This window comes from Azospirillaceae bacterium, from assembly GCA_028283825.1.
In the GTDB taxonomy this organism is placed as follows: domain Bacteria; phylum Pseudomonadota; class Alphaproteobacteria; order Azospirillales; family Azospirillaceae; genus Nitrospirillum.
The window spans coordinates 1687077-1700662 of sequence record JAPWJW010000003.1; the positions used below are offsets into that span (position 1 = coordinate 1687077).

Annotated in this window: 15 protein-coding genes; 5 read left to right on the forward strand and 10 right to left on the reverse strand. The window is 68.0% G+C overall.

The annotated features are described in order from the left end of the window. Positions 1 to 7: 7 nt before the first annotated feature. Positions 8 to 769 carry a molybdopterin-binding protein gene (locus tag PW843_19535; GenBank protein MDE1148769.1) on the reverse strand — a complete coding sequence of 254 codons (762 nt, stop codon included), beginning with the start codon at positions 767 to 769 and terminating at the stop codon, positions 8 to 10. Positions 770 to 1023: 254 nt separating this feature from the next. On the opposite strand from PW843_19535, the gene map reads away from it, so the two are divergent. Next, positions 1024 to 1866, forward strand: a complete 843-nt coding sequence (gene map / locus PW843_19540) for a type I methionyl aminopeptidase (GenBank protein ID MDE1148770.1) — start codon at positions 1024 to 1026, stop codon at positions 1864 to 1866. Between the two features lie 70 nt (positions 1867 to 1936). On the opposite strand, the gene PW843_19545 is transcribed toward map, so the two are convergent. Beyond that, the gene (locus tag PW843_19545; protein MDE1148771.1) at positions 1937 to 2419 is read right to left on the reverse strand and encodes a hypothetical protein; all 483 of its coding nucleotides are present in this window, start codon (positions 2417 to 2419) and stop codon (positions 1937 to 1939) included. Between the two features lie 301 nt (positions 2420 to 2720). Here PW843_19545 and radC point away from each other — a divergent pair, with 301 nt between their 5' ends. Next, positions 2721 to 3461 (forward strand): DNA repair protein RadC, encoded by a 741-nt coding sequence (gene radC, locus PW843_19550; GenBank protein ID MDE1148772.1) that lies wholly within the window; start codon positions 2721 to 2723, stop codon positions 3459 to 3461. 4 nt (positions 3462 to 3465) lie between these two features. On the opposite strand, the gene PW843_19555 is transcribed toward radC, so the two are convergent. The 3 genes from PW843_19555 to PW843_19565 are packed head-to-tail and all read right to left on the reverse strand — an operon-like array spanning position 3466 to position 6699. Beyond that, positions 3466 to 4479, reverse strand: coding sequence for an alpha/beta hydrolase (locus PW843_19555; protein MDE1148773.1), 1014 nt, complete (start codon positions 4477 to 4479; stop codon positions 3466 to 3468). Between the two features lie 28 nt (positions 4480 to 4507). Further along, a complete protein-coding gene (locus PW843_19560) occupies positions 4508 to 6208 on the reverse strand; it encodes a redoxin domain-containing protein (GenBank protein MDE1148774.1) in 1701 nt (566 codons plus the stop codon). A 32-nt stretch (positions 6209 to 6240) separates the two neighbouring features. Next, on the reverse strand, positions 6241 to 6699 hold the full coding sequence (locus tag PW843_19565) for a DUF6130 family protein (GenBank protein MDE1148775.1): 459 nt from the start codon (positions 6697 to 6699) through the stop codon (positions 6241 to 6243). A 224-nt stretch (positions 6700 to 6923) separates the two neighbouring features. Here PW843_19565 and PW843_19570 point away from each other — a divergent pair, with 224 nt between their 5' ends. Continuing rightward, positions 6924 to 7397, forward strand: coding sequence for a MarR family transcriptional regulator (locus PW843_19570; protein ID MDE1148776.1), 474 nt, complete (start codon positions 6924 to 6926; stop codon positions 7395 to 7397). Position 7398: 1 nt separating this feature from the next. Here PW843_19570 and PW843_19575 read toward each other — a convergent pair whose 3' ends face one another. Continuing rightward, positions 7399 to 8598: a TCR/Tet family MFS transporter gene (locus PW843_19575; protein MDE1148777.1), complete on the reverse strand. Its 1200-nt coding sequence runs from the start codon at positions 8596 to 8598 to the stop codon at positions 7399 to 7401. Between the two features lie 112 nt (positions 8599 to 8710). On the opposite strand from PW843_19575, the gene PW843_19580 reads away from it, so the two are divergent. Next, positions 8711 to 9361: a TetR/AcrR family transcriptional regulator C-terminal domain-containing protein gene (locus PW843_19580; GenBank protein MDE1148778.1), complete on the forward strand. Its 651-nt coding sequence runs from the start codon at positions 8711 to 8713 to the stop codon at positions 9359 to 9361. Between the two features lie 181 nt (positions 9362 to 9542). Here PW843_19580 and purS read toward each other — a convergent pair whose 3' ends face one another. From purS to PW843_19595, 3 genes are all read right to left on the reverse strand, one after another. Then, positions 9543 to 9782, reverse strand: coding sequence for a phosphoribosylformylglycinamidine synthase subunit PurS (purS, locus tag PW843_19585; GenBank protein MDE1148779.1), 240 nt, complete (start codon positions 9780 to 9782; stop codon positions 9543 to 9545). Between the two features lie 69 nt (positions 9783 to 9851). Next, positions 9852 to 10610 (reverse strand): phosphoribosylaminoimidazolesuccinocarboxamide synthase, encoded by a 759-nt coding sequence (locus tag PW843_19590; GenBank protein ID MDE1148780.1) that lies wholly within the window; start codon positions 10608 to 10610, stop codon positions 9852 to 9854. Positions 10611 to 10780: 170 nt separating this feature from the next. Continuing rightward, positions 10781 to 11542, reverse strand: coding sequence for an NRDE family protein (locus tag PW843_19595; protein ID MDE1148781.1), 762 nt, complete (start codon positions 11540 to 11542; stop codon positions 10781 to 10783). Between the two features lie 143 nt (positions 11543 to 11685). On the opposite strand from PW843_19595, the gene PW843_19600 reads away from it, so the two are divergent. Next, positions 11686 to 12006 (forward strand): DUF1476 domain-containing protein, encoded by a 321-nt coding sequence (locus PW843_19600; protein ID MDE1148782.1) that lies wholly within the window; start codon positions 11686 to 11688, stop codon positions 12004 to 12006. 224 nt (positions 12007 to 12230) lie between these two features. Here PW843_19600 and purB read toward each other — a convergent pair whose 3' ends face one another. Then, positions 12231 to 13526 (reverse strand): adenylosuccinate lyase, encoded by a 1296-nt coding sequence (purB, locus tag PW843_19605; GenBank protein ID MDE1148783.1) that lies wholly within the window; start codon positions 13524 to 13526, stop codon positions 12231 to 12233. Positions 13527 to 13586: the final 60 nt, after the last annotated feature.

A 13586-nucleotide genomic window follows, 5' to 3' on the forward strand; every position in this document is an offset into this window, starting at 1 on the left:
GCAAGCGTCAGGCCGCCCCCTCCACAACCTCGGGCTCGCCGCCATGGTCGCGCACCAGGGCGGCCACCGCGTCGGCGGCGACAGCCAGCAGCGGGGCGTCGGTGCTGCGCAGCACCAGGCTGGTGGCGAAGCGGCCCTCGCGATACGTCGGATAGCTGCCGATGTCCACGTCCGGGTAGCGGTCCTGAACGGCGCCCAGGCCCGTCGCCAATTCCCCTTCCCCCACCAGGCAGCGCACGGTGCGGGCCAGCACCACGGGGCCGCCCACCAGGCGGTTGGTCAGGCCGGCCAGCATGGCCTGCATGATGGACGGCACGCCCGCCATGACGAAGACGTTGCCGATCTGGAAGCCGGGTGCCGTCGACACCGGGTTGTCGATCAGGATGCCGCCTTCCGGCACGTTGGCCATGCGCAGCCGCGCCTCGTTCAGCTCCCGCCCGCTGTTGGCGTAGTGCGCCGCCAGCCGGGACACGGCCTCCGCGTTGCGCAGCAGCGGCACGCCGAAGGCCTTGGCGATGCAGGCGGCCGTGATGTCGTCATGGGTGGGGCCAATGCCACCGGTGGTGAAGACATAGGTGTAGCGGGCGCGGGTCTGGTTCACCGCCTCCACGATCGCGGCCTCGTCATCCGCCACCACCCGCGCCTCCTTCAGGCGCACGCCCAGTTCCGCCAGCACCTTGGCCAGATGGTTCAGGTTCACGTCCTGGGTGCGGCCGGACAGGATCTCATTGCCGATGATGATGAGGCAGGCGGTGGGCACGGCGGTCATGGGGCGGCTTCCGGTGGATTGGGGCCGGGATTATAGGATGAAATCCCCCGCCGCCAAGCCGTGGCATGACGCCGTCGCCATAGCGTGGTCCCACCGATTCGCCGGCCGGCATTGCCCCGGTATGCCTTGCCGTGACGCCTGTGCGCGCCTAAGTTCCAGGCGTGGGTCCGGCCGCTGGCGCCGGATGGTGATTTATGGATGGGTGCTACCCGGGAAATCCGGCGCCCCCACCCCGACGACAGTGGATTTGAAGCATGAACAGAGGCGAAGCGGCCGCCGCCGCGGATGAGGAATACGACCTGGACGACCACGGCATCGTCATCCATGGCGAGGAAGGTTTCGCCGGCATGCGCCGCGCCGGCCGTGCGGCCGCCGAGCTGCTGGACTACCTGACCCCCTTCGTCGTGCCCGGCGTGGCGACGGAAGAGATCGACCGGCTGTGCGAGGAATGGACCCAGGCCCAGGGCTTCATCTCCGCCACCCTGGGCTATCGGGGATATCCGAAGTCCTGCTGCATCTCCATCAACCACGTGGTCTGCCACGGCATCCCCAGCGACAAGCGCCTGCATGACGGCGACATCGCCAACATCGACGTCACCGTCATCGTCGACGGCTGGTACGGCGACAGCAGCCGCATGTTCCTGGTGGGCGACAACATCGCCATCAAGGCGCGCAAGCTGGTCGACGTGACGTACGAGGCCATGATGCGCGGCATCGCGGTGGTACGCCCCGGCGCCACCCTGGGCGACATCGGCCACGCCATCCAAAGCTTTGCCGAAGGCCAGCGCTTCTCCGTCGTGCGCGACTTCTGCGGCCACGGCGTGGGCCGGGTGTTCCACACCGCCCCGTCGGTGCTGCACTTCGGCAAGCCCGGCCAGGGCACCGAACTGAAGGAAGGCATGATCTTCACCATCGAGCCGATGATCAATATCGGCCGCTACGATGTGAAGATCCTGTCCGACGGCTGGACCGCCGTGACCAAGGACAAGAGCCTGTCCGCCCAGTTCGAACACACCATCGGCGTGACCAAGGACGGTTGTGAGATCTTCACGACATCGCCGGCCGGTTTCCACCACCCGCCCTACAAGATCGCCTGATTGTGATCGGCACGAAAAAGCCCCGCCCGGTCATGCCGTGGCGGGGCTTTTTGATTCCAGGCGAAAAACCTCAGGCGGGCATGGCCCGCGCCGACACCTGGCCGGCCTCGACATGCCGTTCCAGCAGGTCGCTGACGGCCGCCTGGGTCAGGGCCAGCGCCTGGCGCAGGCTGCCCAGGGCGCCGGCCTCCGCCACCCCCTGACCCGCGCGGCGGGCCAGGAAACGACTGACATGGGCCAGGCGGGGGGAACCCATTTCCGCCGCCGTGCCGGTCAGCAGATAGGCGTAATGGCGCACGCCCTCGACGGCGCCCTTCTGCAGGGCCAAGTCCAGGGCCGCCCCCACATCGACCAGACATTCGGCGTACAGCGCCAGGATGTCGGCCAGGGTGCGGTCACCCAGCGACAGGGCGTAGCGCCGCACCCGTTCCTCCTCCACCACCGGGATGCCGGGCAGCGGCTCCAGGCCATGATCCCCCGCATTGCCCCCGCCACCGGCCACGGTCGTCTCGGCGCGCAAGGTCTTGGACGGCAAAGGGATGGTGGGGGGCATTGGACGGGCACTCCAAAATCTAATCGGTCGAATTACCTCTAAAGCAATAGGCATGCCAGCTAGGCTTACGAATAGGGCGCCCAGGATTCTTCACGAGTCGCACCGCCACGCCGGCAAACACCCCCGGTAAAGGCCGGGAATCATTTCCCCTAACCATCGGGATCGCGGGCAGGTTTTGCCGATACGGGATCACATGGTTCCCACCCCTGGTTCGTGAATGGCCCCGGACCTATACTGCCTGCACGGGTAGGAACGGGGATGGGGCATGCGAGCCAAGGGCCATGGGGAAGGGAAGCGGGGCATGGAAGAGCTACAGGCCGGGCTGGACCTGCCGGCCCCCCATGACGGCGGCCAGGACGCCAAGGAACCGCCGCCCCATTACCATGGCCACCGCGACCGCCTGCGCGAGCGCTTCCTGAACCAGGGGGCGGAGGCGCTGCAGGATTACGAACTGGTGGAACTGCTGCTGTTCCAGGCCATTCCCAGGCGCGATGTGAAGCCCCTGGCCAAGGATCTGCTGGCCCGCTTCGGATCGTTCTGGGGCCTGGTGTCGGCGCCGGTGCCCACCCTGCGTGATGAGTTCAAGCTGAGCGACGCCGCCATCGGCGCCATCAAGGTGGTGGCGGCCGCGGCCTTGCGCATGGCGCGCCGCGAGTTGCTGGAACGGCCGGTGCTGTCGTCCTGGCAGATGCTGCTGGATTACTGCACCGGCGCGCTGGCGCATGAACAGGTGGAACAGTTCCGCGTCCTGTTCCTGGACGGCCGCCACACCCTAATCCGGGATGAGGTGCAACAGCGCGGCACGGTGAACCAGACCGCCGCCTACCCGCGCGAGGTGCTGAAGCGCGCCTTGGAACTGGGCGCCAGCGCCGTGATCCTGGTGCACAACCACCCCAGCGGCGACCCCAGCCCCAGCCGCGCCGACATCCAGATGACCAAGGCCATCGCCGATGCCGCCAAGGCGCTGGAAATCGCCGTACACGACCATCTGGTGATCGGCCGCGGCCGCCACTTCAGCTTCCGCGCCCAGGGCTTGTTATGAGTGTTCACATCCGCGCCACGTCCAGCACCGCCTGGGCGAAGGCTTGCGGCGCTTCCTGCGGCAGGTTGTGGCCGATGCCGCCGGTGATCAGGCGGTGGGCGTAAGCGCCGGTGAACTTGTGGGCGTAGGCGGCGGGGTCCGGGTGAGGGGCGCCGTTGGCGTCGCCCTCCAGAGTGATGGTGGGGATGGACACAGTGGGGCCAGCGGCCAGGCGCCGTTCCAGGTCATCGAAGCGCGTCTCGCCCGCCGCCAGGCCCAGGCGCCAGCGGTAGTTATGGATGACGATATCGACATGGTCCGGGTTGTCGAACGCCAAGGCCGAGCGGTCGAAGGTGGCGTCGTCAAAGGCCCATTTGGGCGAGGCCAGCTGCCAGATCAGCTTGGCGAAATCGTGCCGGTTGGCCTCATACCCCGCCCGGCCGCGCTCCGTCGCGAAATAGAACTGGTACCACCAGGACAGTTCCGCCTTGGGCGGCAGGGGCTGGCGCCCGGCCTCCTGGTTGCCGATGAGATAGCCGCTGACCGACACCAGCGCCTGGCAGCGTTCCGGCCACAGGGCGGCGACGATATCGGCGGTGCGGGCCCCCCAGTCGAAACCGGCGATCAGGGCCTTCGGGATCGACAGCGCGTCCATCAGCGCGATGACGTCGACGGCCAGCGCCGCCTGCTGGCCGTTGCGCGGCGTATCGGGCGACAGGATGCGGGTCGTGCCGTAGCCACGCAGGTGGGGGACGATCACCCGATGGCCGGCCGCCACCAGGGTGGGCACCACCTCGGCGAAGGCGTGGATGTCGTAGGGCCAGCCGTGCAGCAGCAGGACGACGGGCCCCTGGGCGGGCCCGGCCTCGACATAACCGATGTCCAGCACGCCGGCCTTCACCTGCCGCACGGGGCCGAAGGCGGGCGCGGTCGTCGCGGCGGCGGCGACCTTGGAGATGGCGGCGGGCAGGCTGGCGGCGGCCAGCGTCAGGGCGGTGGCGCCGATGAAGCGGCGGCGGCTGAAATCAACAAAGGACATGTCGGGTCTCCCGCGGGTAAGGCTGGTTTCAGCCGAAGGTGAAGGCGTAGGCGCGGACGCCCGCGTCCAGGAATTCGATCTCAAAGGTGTGGTCGGCGACCGGGCCCGCCTGGCGCACCAGCTGGTACAGGCGGGCGTCACGCACGGTGCCCAGGCCCTCGGCGTCCACGTCGGCGCCATGACCGGCACCGGGGGCGGCACCATCGACACGGATGCGGAAGCGGATGGGGCGACCATCGGCGCCCGGCGCCAGCACCAGGTGCAGGTCACGGGCATGGAAGCGGAAGGCGATGCGGCCGGACGGCTGGTCCAGGGTCGCGTACTCCGCCCCCACGGCCCAGTTGCCCGCCAGGCCCCAGTGGTTCAGCGACAGGGCCGGGGCCGGCCGATACGGGACGACGGCATCATGGACGATGGCGTCGGGGCCGGCGTAACGCGCGCCTTCGGCGTAACCGACATAGGTTTCCGGGCTGGCCAGGTCGGCCTCATCGGCCGCCACCTGGGTGCCGGCGATAGTCACGGACATCGGATCGCCGGCGGGGGCCGTGGCAACGGGCGTCTCGGCCAACACCTGGCGGATGGCCTGTTCCGTCCGGGCATAGGCGCCCTCACCCACCGCGCGGTAGCGGATGCGGCCCTGGGCGTCGATCAGGTACAGGGCGGGCCAGGCGTTGTTGTCGAAGGCGCGCCACAGACGGAAATCGTTGTCCTGCACCACCGGGTAGGTGACGGCCAGGGTCGATGCCGCCTGGGTGACGTTGGCCCGGTCCTTCTCGAAGGCGAATTCCGGCGTGTGGATGCCCACGACCACCAGGCCCTGGTCACGGTATTGCGCCGCCCAGGTGCGGACATGGGGCAGAACCCGCAGGCAGTTGATGCACGAATAGGTCCAGAAGTTGACCAGGACCACCTTGCCCTTCAGGTCGGCCGCCGTCAGGGGCGGGGTGTTGATCCACGATGGTGCCACCGGCAATGCCGCCAGGGGACCGGACAGGATGGGCTCAAGGGCGGCGGCATGGGCCGTGCCACCGAACACCGCCAGCAGCCGGCTTTCCAGCGCATCGGTCGGCAGCGACGGCAGGCGGGCCCCCACCTGCGGCCAGGCGGCCAAGGCCACACCGGCCAGCACGGCCACGCCCAGGGCACGCCGAATGCTGCCATCGAAGCGGGTGGTGCGCTTCAGGACGGCCAGCAGGCGTCCACCCCCGGCCATGCCGATGGCCAGTGCCGTGGCCGCCCCCAGACCATAGGCGGCCAGCGCCAGGGTGGTCCCGATCCCTGGCCCGTTCAGGGCGGCGGCGGTCAGCACCACGCCCAGCACCGGCCCGGTGCAAGGCGCCCAGATCAGGCCGATGGCCACGCCCAGCAGCAGCGATGCGGCCACGCCACCCCGCCGCTCCGCCCAGGCGGCCAGCACGCCGCCCGCGGCACCCAGCGGAGTCGTGAGCCGGCGGGCGAGGACCGGCCACAACAGCGACAAGCCGAACAGCGCCAGGAGGGCCAGGGCGACCAGCCGGCCGTCCCGCGTGGCCACCACCACCCCCTCCCCCGCCACGGCCGCCAGGCTGGCCGTGACGGCGAAGGACAGCGCCAGGCCCAGCAGCAGGGGTGTCCCCCGGCGCCAGGGGGCGTTTCCCCAACCGGCGGCCACCAGGGGCAGGACGGGCAGGATGCAGGGGGTGGCGATGGTCAGCACGCCCGCCAGGTAGGACAGCAGCAAGAGGGCCATCGGGGCCTCCCCTTTCAATGGATGGATGGCCGTCAATGGCCCGTATGGCCGCCATGGCTCTCGGGCACGTCGAAGGCGACGGTGGTGCGGTCCAGCGGCTGGTGGTTGGCGTTGGCCAGGATGATTTCCACCGTGTGGTGGCCGGCCGGCATGCCCACCAGGATCAGCGGTTCGCCGCTGGCGTCGGCCCAGTGCCAGGGGGCGTGGTCGACAACGACGTGGACGTGGCCGATGCGGGGCGTGACCTTCAGCGCCGCAGGCCCGAACACCGGCTCGATCCGCAGGTTTTCCGCGCGGTACTGGATGAAGACCTTGCCCTCGGCCAGGGGGCCGGGCAGCGGCGGATCGACGATCAGGCGGGCGGGCGGCTGCGGTTCCGTCAGGGGCACGACACCCGCCGGGCCCAGCACATCGGCCGCGGATTGGGCCTGGGCCAGGCCGGGCGCCAGAGACAGCAGGATCACCAGGGAAGGAATGAGGCGCACAGACATCGGCATCTCCATCGCATAAGCTTTTATCGTATACGATGTTTATCGTTGCGTTTGTTGTCCGGCCTTATTCCCAACCAGGGGCGTGGCCAAAGAACGCATCCGTTTGCATCGTATGCGATTCATATAAGCTGGCCGCGCTTACGAGTCAATTCCGATTTAATCGTATGCGTGCTATATAGGAGCCAACGCAACACCACCCTTGGCCGTCAGGACCATACCCCCACATGCCTTTGGACCCCAAGGACCCGGCCGCCCCCAAACTGGCCGATTTCCTCTGTTTCGCGGTCTATTCCGCCAACCTGGCCTATGGCCGCGCCTACAAGCCCATCCTGGATGAGTTGGGCGTCACCTATACGCAGTGGATCACCATCGTCGCGTTGTGGGAACAGGACGACCAGACGGTCAGCGGACTGGGGGAGAAGCTGTTCCTGGAATCGAACACCCTGACCCCCATCCTGAAAAAGCTGGAGGCCCTGGGGTATCTGAACCGCCGGCGCGACCCGAAGGACGAACGCCAGGTGCGCGTCAGCCTGACGGAAGCCGGCCGGCAACTGCGCGAAAAGGGCGGACAGAAGAACCTGGTGAAGGCCAGCGGCCTGACGCCGGAGGAATTCCGCACGGTGCAGAAGATGGTCAGCCGCCTGCGCGACAACCTGCTGGCCCACACGGGCAAAGGCGCCGGTGACGGGGAGACGTGATTCAGGCCCGCGGCGTGGCCAGGGTCTTGGCGCTGGGCAGCAGGGGGATGGCGACGGCATAGACCAGCACCCCCACCATCCACACCGCCCCCGGCCATAGGTCGCGGCCGGCACTGTAGAGGGTGGTGAAAAGCAGGGGCCCGACGATGCCCACCAGGCTGGTCAGCGCCGCCAGCGTCCCCTGCAATTCGCCCTGCCGGTCGGGGCCGACGCGCGTGGTCACCAGGCCCTGCAGCGAGGGCCCCACGATGCCGCCCAGGGCCAGCAGGGGCATGATGAAGACCACCGCCAGGCCGCCGGTGGCGAAGGCCATCCCCGCATAGGCCAGACTGTCCGCCACCGCCGCCAGGATAAAGGCACCGCGTTCGCCCAGCCGGCGGGTCAGCGGTTCGGTCACCAGTGCCTGGGACAAGGCGTGCAGCACGCCGAAACCCGCCAGCGACCAGCCCACCTGGGCGGCGTTCCAGGCGAACCGGTCCTCACCGTTCAGCACCCAAAGGGAACTGGAAATCTGCCCGGCCACCGTCGTCAGCACGAAGACCATCACCACACGCGCCAAGGTCGGCATGCCGACAACCCAGCGCAGCGAGGTGAAGGCGTTCAAGGCTCCCAGGCGCAAGAGCTGCCGTTCCCCGGCATGCCGCGATTCCGGCAGCAGCACCAGCGCCAGCAGGAAGTTCAGGGCGTTCAGGCCCGCCGCCAGCAGGAAGGGCGCTCGCAGCGACACCATGCCCAGCAGACCGCCCAGGGCCGGGCCGGCGATGAAGCCGATGCCGAAACAGGCGCTCATCCGGCCGTATTGCTTGGCACGGCCCGATTCGTCGGTGGTGTCGGTGATGTAGGCCGTGAGCACCGCCATGTTGGCCGCGGTCACGCCGGCCAGGATGCGCCCGGCCACCACCACCCATACGTTGGGCGACCACCCCATGGCCAGGTAGTCCAGCGCCCCACCGGCCAGGGACAGCAGCAACACCGGCCGCCGCCCGAACCGGTCGCTGAGCGCGCCCAGGACGGGGGCGAAGAAGAACTGCATCAGCGCGTAGGCCGCCAGCAGCAGGCCGTATGTGGCCGCGACATCCGCCACCCCACCCAACTCACGCAGCAGTCCCGGCAGGATGGGCATGACGATGCCGATCCCCATGGCGTCCAGCGTCATCGCCGCGAACACCACGTACAGCCCGCGCCCTGTCCCCTTGGTCATTTCCGATGCCATCCCACACCCGCCACGCACTTCCCTATCAACGATAGGGTTGCATAATCCCTATCGTTGATAGAGAGTCAAGCGCCAATGGATCGAGAGAGGGAAATGGCGCATGACGGCACGCGGCGCGAAACGCGACTCGCTGACCCGCGAAACGGTGGTGCGGGCGGCATTGGATCTGCTGAACGAGGTGGGCATGGACGGCCTGACCACGCGGCTGCTGGCTGAGCGCCTGCAGGTGCGGTCCCCCAGCCTCTACTGGCATTTCCGCAACAAGCGGGCGCTGCTGGACGCCATGGCCGTGGCCATGCTGGCGAAACACACGCACCCCATGCCGGCCAAGGACGAGGTGGATTGGCGGGGCTGGCTGGCGATCAACGCCCGCGGCTTTCGCGCGGCCCTGCTGGCCTATCGCGACGGCGCCCGGGTGCATGCCGGCACGGGCCCGGCCAAGGAGCAAATACCCCTGGCGGAGGCGCAGTTGCGCCTGCTGTGCGCGCACGGCTTCACGCCGGCGGACGCGCTGTCCATCATGGTGGCGATGTCGCGCTTCATCGTGGGGTGGGTTTTGGAAGAACAGGCCCGCGCGACGGATGCGCCTGACCGCACCGGCGACATCATGCCGGAGCTGGGGCCCGAGGCGCCACTGATGGCGGAGGCGCTGGCCGGCATCCTGGGGGACAGCCCGGACGTCGCGTTCGACCGCGCGCTGGGCTATTTCATCGCCGGACTGACGCCGGCGGCGGCAGGCCGAGAAGCCTGAGGATCCTCATCGCGGCATGAAAGTTGTTTCATGCCGCTAGGCCCCGACTGGGCCGCCGGACCTTTCCGGGGAACGAAGTGGACTGGAAAGGGAGGAAGCCCAAGCCGGCGGATGCCGGCGCCCGGCACTTGAGGGCAAAAAAGGGCCGGGGCGGCGAAGGAAAGCCGCCCCGGTCCCGGACTCACACCAATTCGATGGCGTAGTTCTCGATCACCGTGTTGGCCAGCAGGCGCTGGCACATGGCCTCCACCGCGGCCTTGGCCTTGGCGGGGTCGGTCTCATCCAGGTCCAGTTCGATCAGCTTGCCCTGGCGGACTTCGCCCACGCCGTCGAAGCCCAGGTTCTGCAGGGCGTGGCCGATGGCCTTGCCCTGGGGATCGAGGACGCCGTGCTTCAGCGTGACGGTAACCTTGGCCTTCATAGCGATTGTCTTCCTGCTTTGCTGTGCGGGGTGTGCCTAAAAGTCCGGGGGCGAAACGCCCCCGGGTGATCACTGCATCAACTTGGGCGCCTTGACGTCGCCGGGGCCGCCCTCGGGCAGGATGCCCAGGCGGCGCGCCACTTCCTGGTAGGCTTCCTCAACCTTGCCCAGGTCCTGGCGGAAACGGTCCTTGTCCAGCTTCTCGTTGGTCTTGAGATCCCAGAGGCGGCAATTGTCCGGGCTGATCTCATCGGCCAGGATGATGCGCATCTCATCGTTTTCCCACAGCCGGCCGAACTCCACCTTGAAGTCCACCAGCTTCAGGCCCGTACCCAGGAACAGGCCGGACAGGTAGTCGTTGATGCGCAGGCTGAGCGACAGCATGTCGTCCAGATCCTGCGGGCCGGCCCAGCCGAAGGCGGTGATGTGTTCTTCCGACACCATCGGGCTGCCCAGCTCATCGGACTTGTAATAGAACTCGATGATCGACCGGGGCAGCTGCGTGCCTTCGGGAATGCCGAAGCGCTTGCTGAGCGAGCCCGCGGCCACGTTGCGGACCACCACCTCCACCGGGATGATCTCCACCTCACGCACCAGTTGCTCACGCATGTTGAGGCGGCGCACGAAATGGGTGGGCACACCCATCTCACCCAGGCGGGTCATCAGATATTCGGAGATGCGATTGTTCAGCACACCCTTGCCGGTGATGACGCCCTTTTTCTGCTCATGGGTCGTATCATCCTTGAAGTACTGAACCAGCGTGCCGGGCTCAGGCCCCTCAAACAGGTCTTTGGCCTTGCCTTCATAGATCCGCCGGCGTCGAGACATGGGATCACTTCTTTCGAACGAACGGATGCGGGCGGCATCCGGGAGCGGCGCATAGCGGAGCGCCCGCCCCCGAGGGACGGCCCTGATGGCGAGGATATAGCAAGCAATGGCCCCCTGTACAATGTCGGCCACCCCTCGCCCCACGCCGGGCGCCCATCCGGTGTGGGCATTCACCCCAGATCGATATCCTGGAATGGCGCCTGGTCCGGCCGGCCGGCGGCAAAGCGCCAGCGCGGCTTGACGCCCGCACGGTCCATGGCCGGCAGGGCGATCAGCGAACCGCTGGTGGTCTGGAACCCCTGTTCCGTCACGATGCACAGGGCCTCGCGCGGGTCGCCATCGGCACCGCTGACCCGGCTGGCCAGCAGCATTTCCCACTCCGCCCCCCAGGCGCCCTCCTTTTCCGGATCCGGCGCCGGGGCGGCGGCGAACAGCGGGCGATAGCGGCGGGTGCGCGGACAGGTGGCGGCGTTGAGGCCATGCCCGGTAATCATGGAGACGCCTTCGGGAATGGGCGTCACCGTCACGCGGTTGCGGCCCGGCGCCCCGGTGTGTTCCAGCAGCCAGGCATCGCGGTTGTCGGCGATCAGCAGGTTGAAGGGGCGGTAGGCGCGGGTGTCCAGGTCGGACAAGGCCTCCAGCGGCGCATCGGCGTGGTCCAGCGCCTCCAGCACCAGTTCCCCGCGCGACCGCATGCCGTCGGCCGGGCCCAACGTGCCCTCGCGGTTCAGCACGGCGGCCAGCACGCCGGTGTCGTTCAGGCCCAGCCAGCTGCCGTCGGCCAGGTCGTCGCGGCCGGCCACCACCTCGGGCCGGTCGGGCCAGTGTCGGCCGGGCGGCGTCCAGGGCCGGGTGTTCATCTCATCCCGGTTGGCGGCCACGATCAGGGGCCAGGCATGGCCCGGACGGCGAAGAATGATGACGCTGCACATGGGGAAAGGCCGATCGGTGGGTATAAGGCGGTAAACAGCGGCGGAATGCCCCGGGGGGGTGTAGACCCGCCGCCGTCCGCCCGATATATAAGTCTCCCGGGAGAAAACCAAACAACCCAACCGGCGTTTCTTGAGGAATAGCGATGACGACCTTTGATGATCGCGAACAGGCTTTCGAGGCCAAGTTCAAGCATGACGAGGAACTGCTGTTCCGCATCTATGCCCGCCGCGCCCGCCTGGTCGGCCAGTGGGCCGCCGAGCATCTGGGCCTGGAAGGCGAGGCGGCCGACGCCTACGCCCGGGAAATGGTGTCGGAAGACCTGAAGGAACCCGGCCACAAGGACATCCTGGTCCGCATCGAGGCCGATTTCAGCGCCAAGGGCGTGGACATCTCCGCCCACCGCATCGAGAAGGAAATCGAGCACACGCTGGAAGTGGCCCGCCAGCAGATCATGAGCGCTTAGTTCGTTTTCCCTCAGTCGCCGGGCGGGCGCATCCGCGCCCTTGGCTTGTCCTCCCTTTCCGGTCCGCCTGCGGCTCCCCGGAAAGGTCCGGCGGCTGCGGTCGCAGCCTACAGCGGCATGAGGACGCCTCATACCGCTGTGCCAGCCAGGCCAGATCACAGAATAAAAAAGGGGGCGGTCCCGCGTGGGGCCGCCCCTTTTCCTTTGGCGAAAGCGTCTGGTGCTTACTCGCCGAACACCCGCTTGAACACCGTGTCCACATGCTTGGTGTGGTATTCCAGGTCGAACACGCCGTCGATCTGGTCCACGCTCATGTGCTTCACCACCTCGGCGTCGGCCTTCAGCAGGGTGCGGAAGTCCTTGCCCTCCAGCCACACCGGCATGGCGTTGCGCTGGACGGCGCGGTAGGCGTCCTCGCGGCTCATGCCGGCCTGGGTCAGGGCCAGCAGGATGCGCTGGCTGTTGTGCAGGCCGCCCAGCATGTCCAGGTTGCGCTGCATGCCTTCGGGATAGACCACCAGCTTGTCGATCATGCCGGTCAGGCGCGACAGGGCGAAGTCCAGGGCGACGGTGGCATCGGGGGCGATGACGCGTTCCACCGACGAATGGCTGATGTCGCGCTCATGCCACAGGGTGACGTTCTCCAGCGCCGGCACCACGTGGCTGCGGATCAGGCGGGACAGGCCCGACAGGTTTTCCGACAGCACCGGGTTGCGCTTGTGCGGCATGGCGGACGAGCCCTTCTGGCCCGGGCTGAAATATTCCTCCGCCTCGCGCACTTCGCTGCGCTGCAGGTGGCGGATTTCCGTCGCCAGGTTGTCGATGCTGGCGGCGATGACGGCCAGCACGCCGAAATACATGGCGTGGCGATCACGCGGGATGACCTGGGTGGACATCGGCTCGACCGACAGGCCCAGCTTGGCCGCCACATGTTCCTCGACCTGGGGGTCGATGTTGGCGAAGGTGCCGACAGCACCGGAGATGGCGCAGGTGGCGATCTCGGCGCGGGCCTGCACCAGGCGGTCGCGGTTGCGCTGGAAGGCGGCGTAGTGGCCGGCCAGCTTCAGGCCGAAGGTCACCGGCTCGGCATGGATGCCGTGGCTGCGGCCGATGGTGGCGGTGTACTTGTGTTCCAGCGCCCGGCGCTTCAGGGCCGCCAGCAGGGCGTCCATGTCCTCCAGCAGCAGGTCGGTCGCCTCTTTCAGCTGCACCGCCAGGCAGGTGTCCAGCACGTCGCTGGAGGTCATGCCCTGGTGGACGAAGCGGGCCTCGGGGCCGACATGTTCCGCCAGGTTGGTCAGGAAGGCGATGACGTCGTGCTTGGTCTCGCGCTCGATCTCATCGATGCGGGCGACGTCCCACTTGGCGCGTTCCCAGACGGCCGCGGCCGCTTCCTTGGGGATGACGCCCAGCTCGGCCTGCGCGTCGCAGGCGTGGGCCTCGATCTCGAACCAGATGCGGAACCGGTTTTCCGGTTCCCAAATCTTGACCATCTGGGGGCGGCTATAGCGCGGAATCATGGGGCGGCGCCTCTGCTCAAGGGCTGACGTTTCAGCCAGGACTGATGGCGCCGGACCATA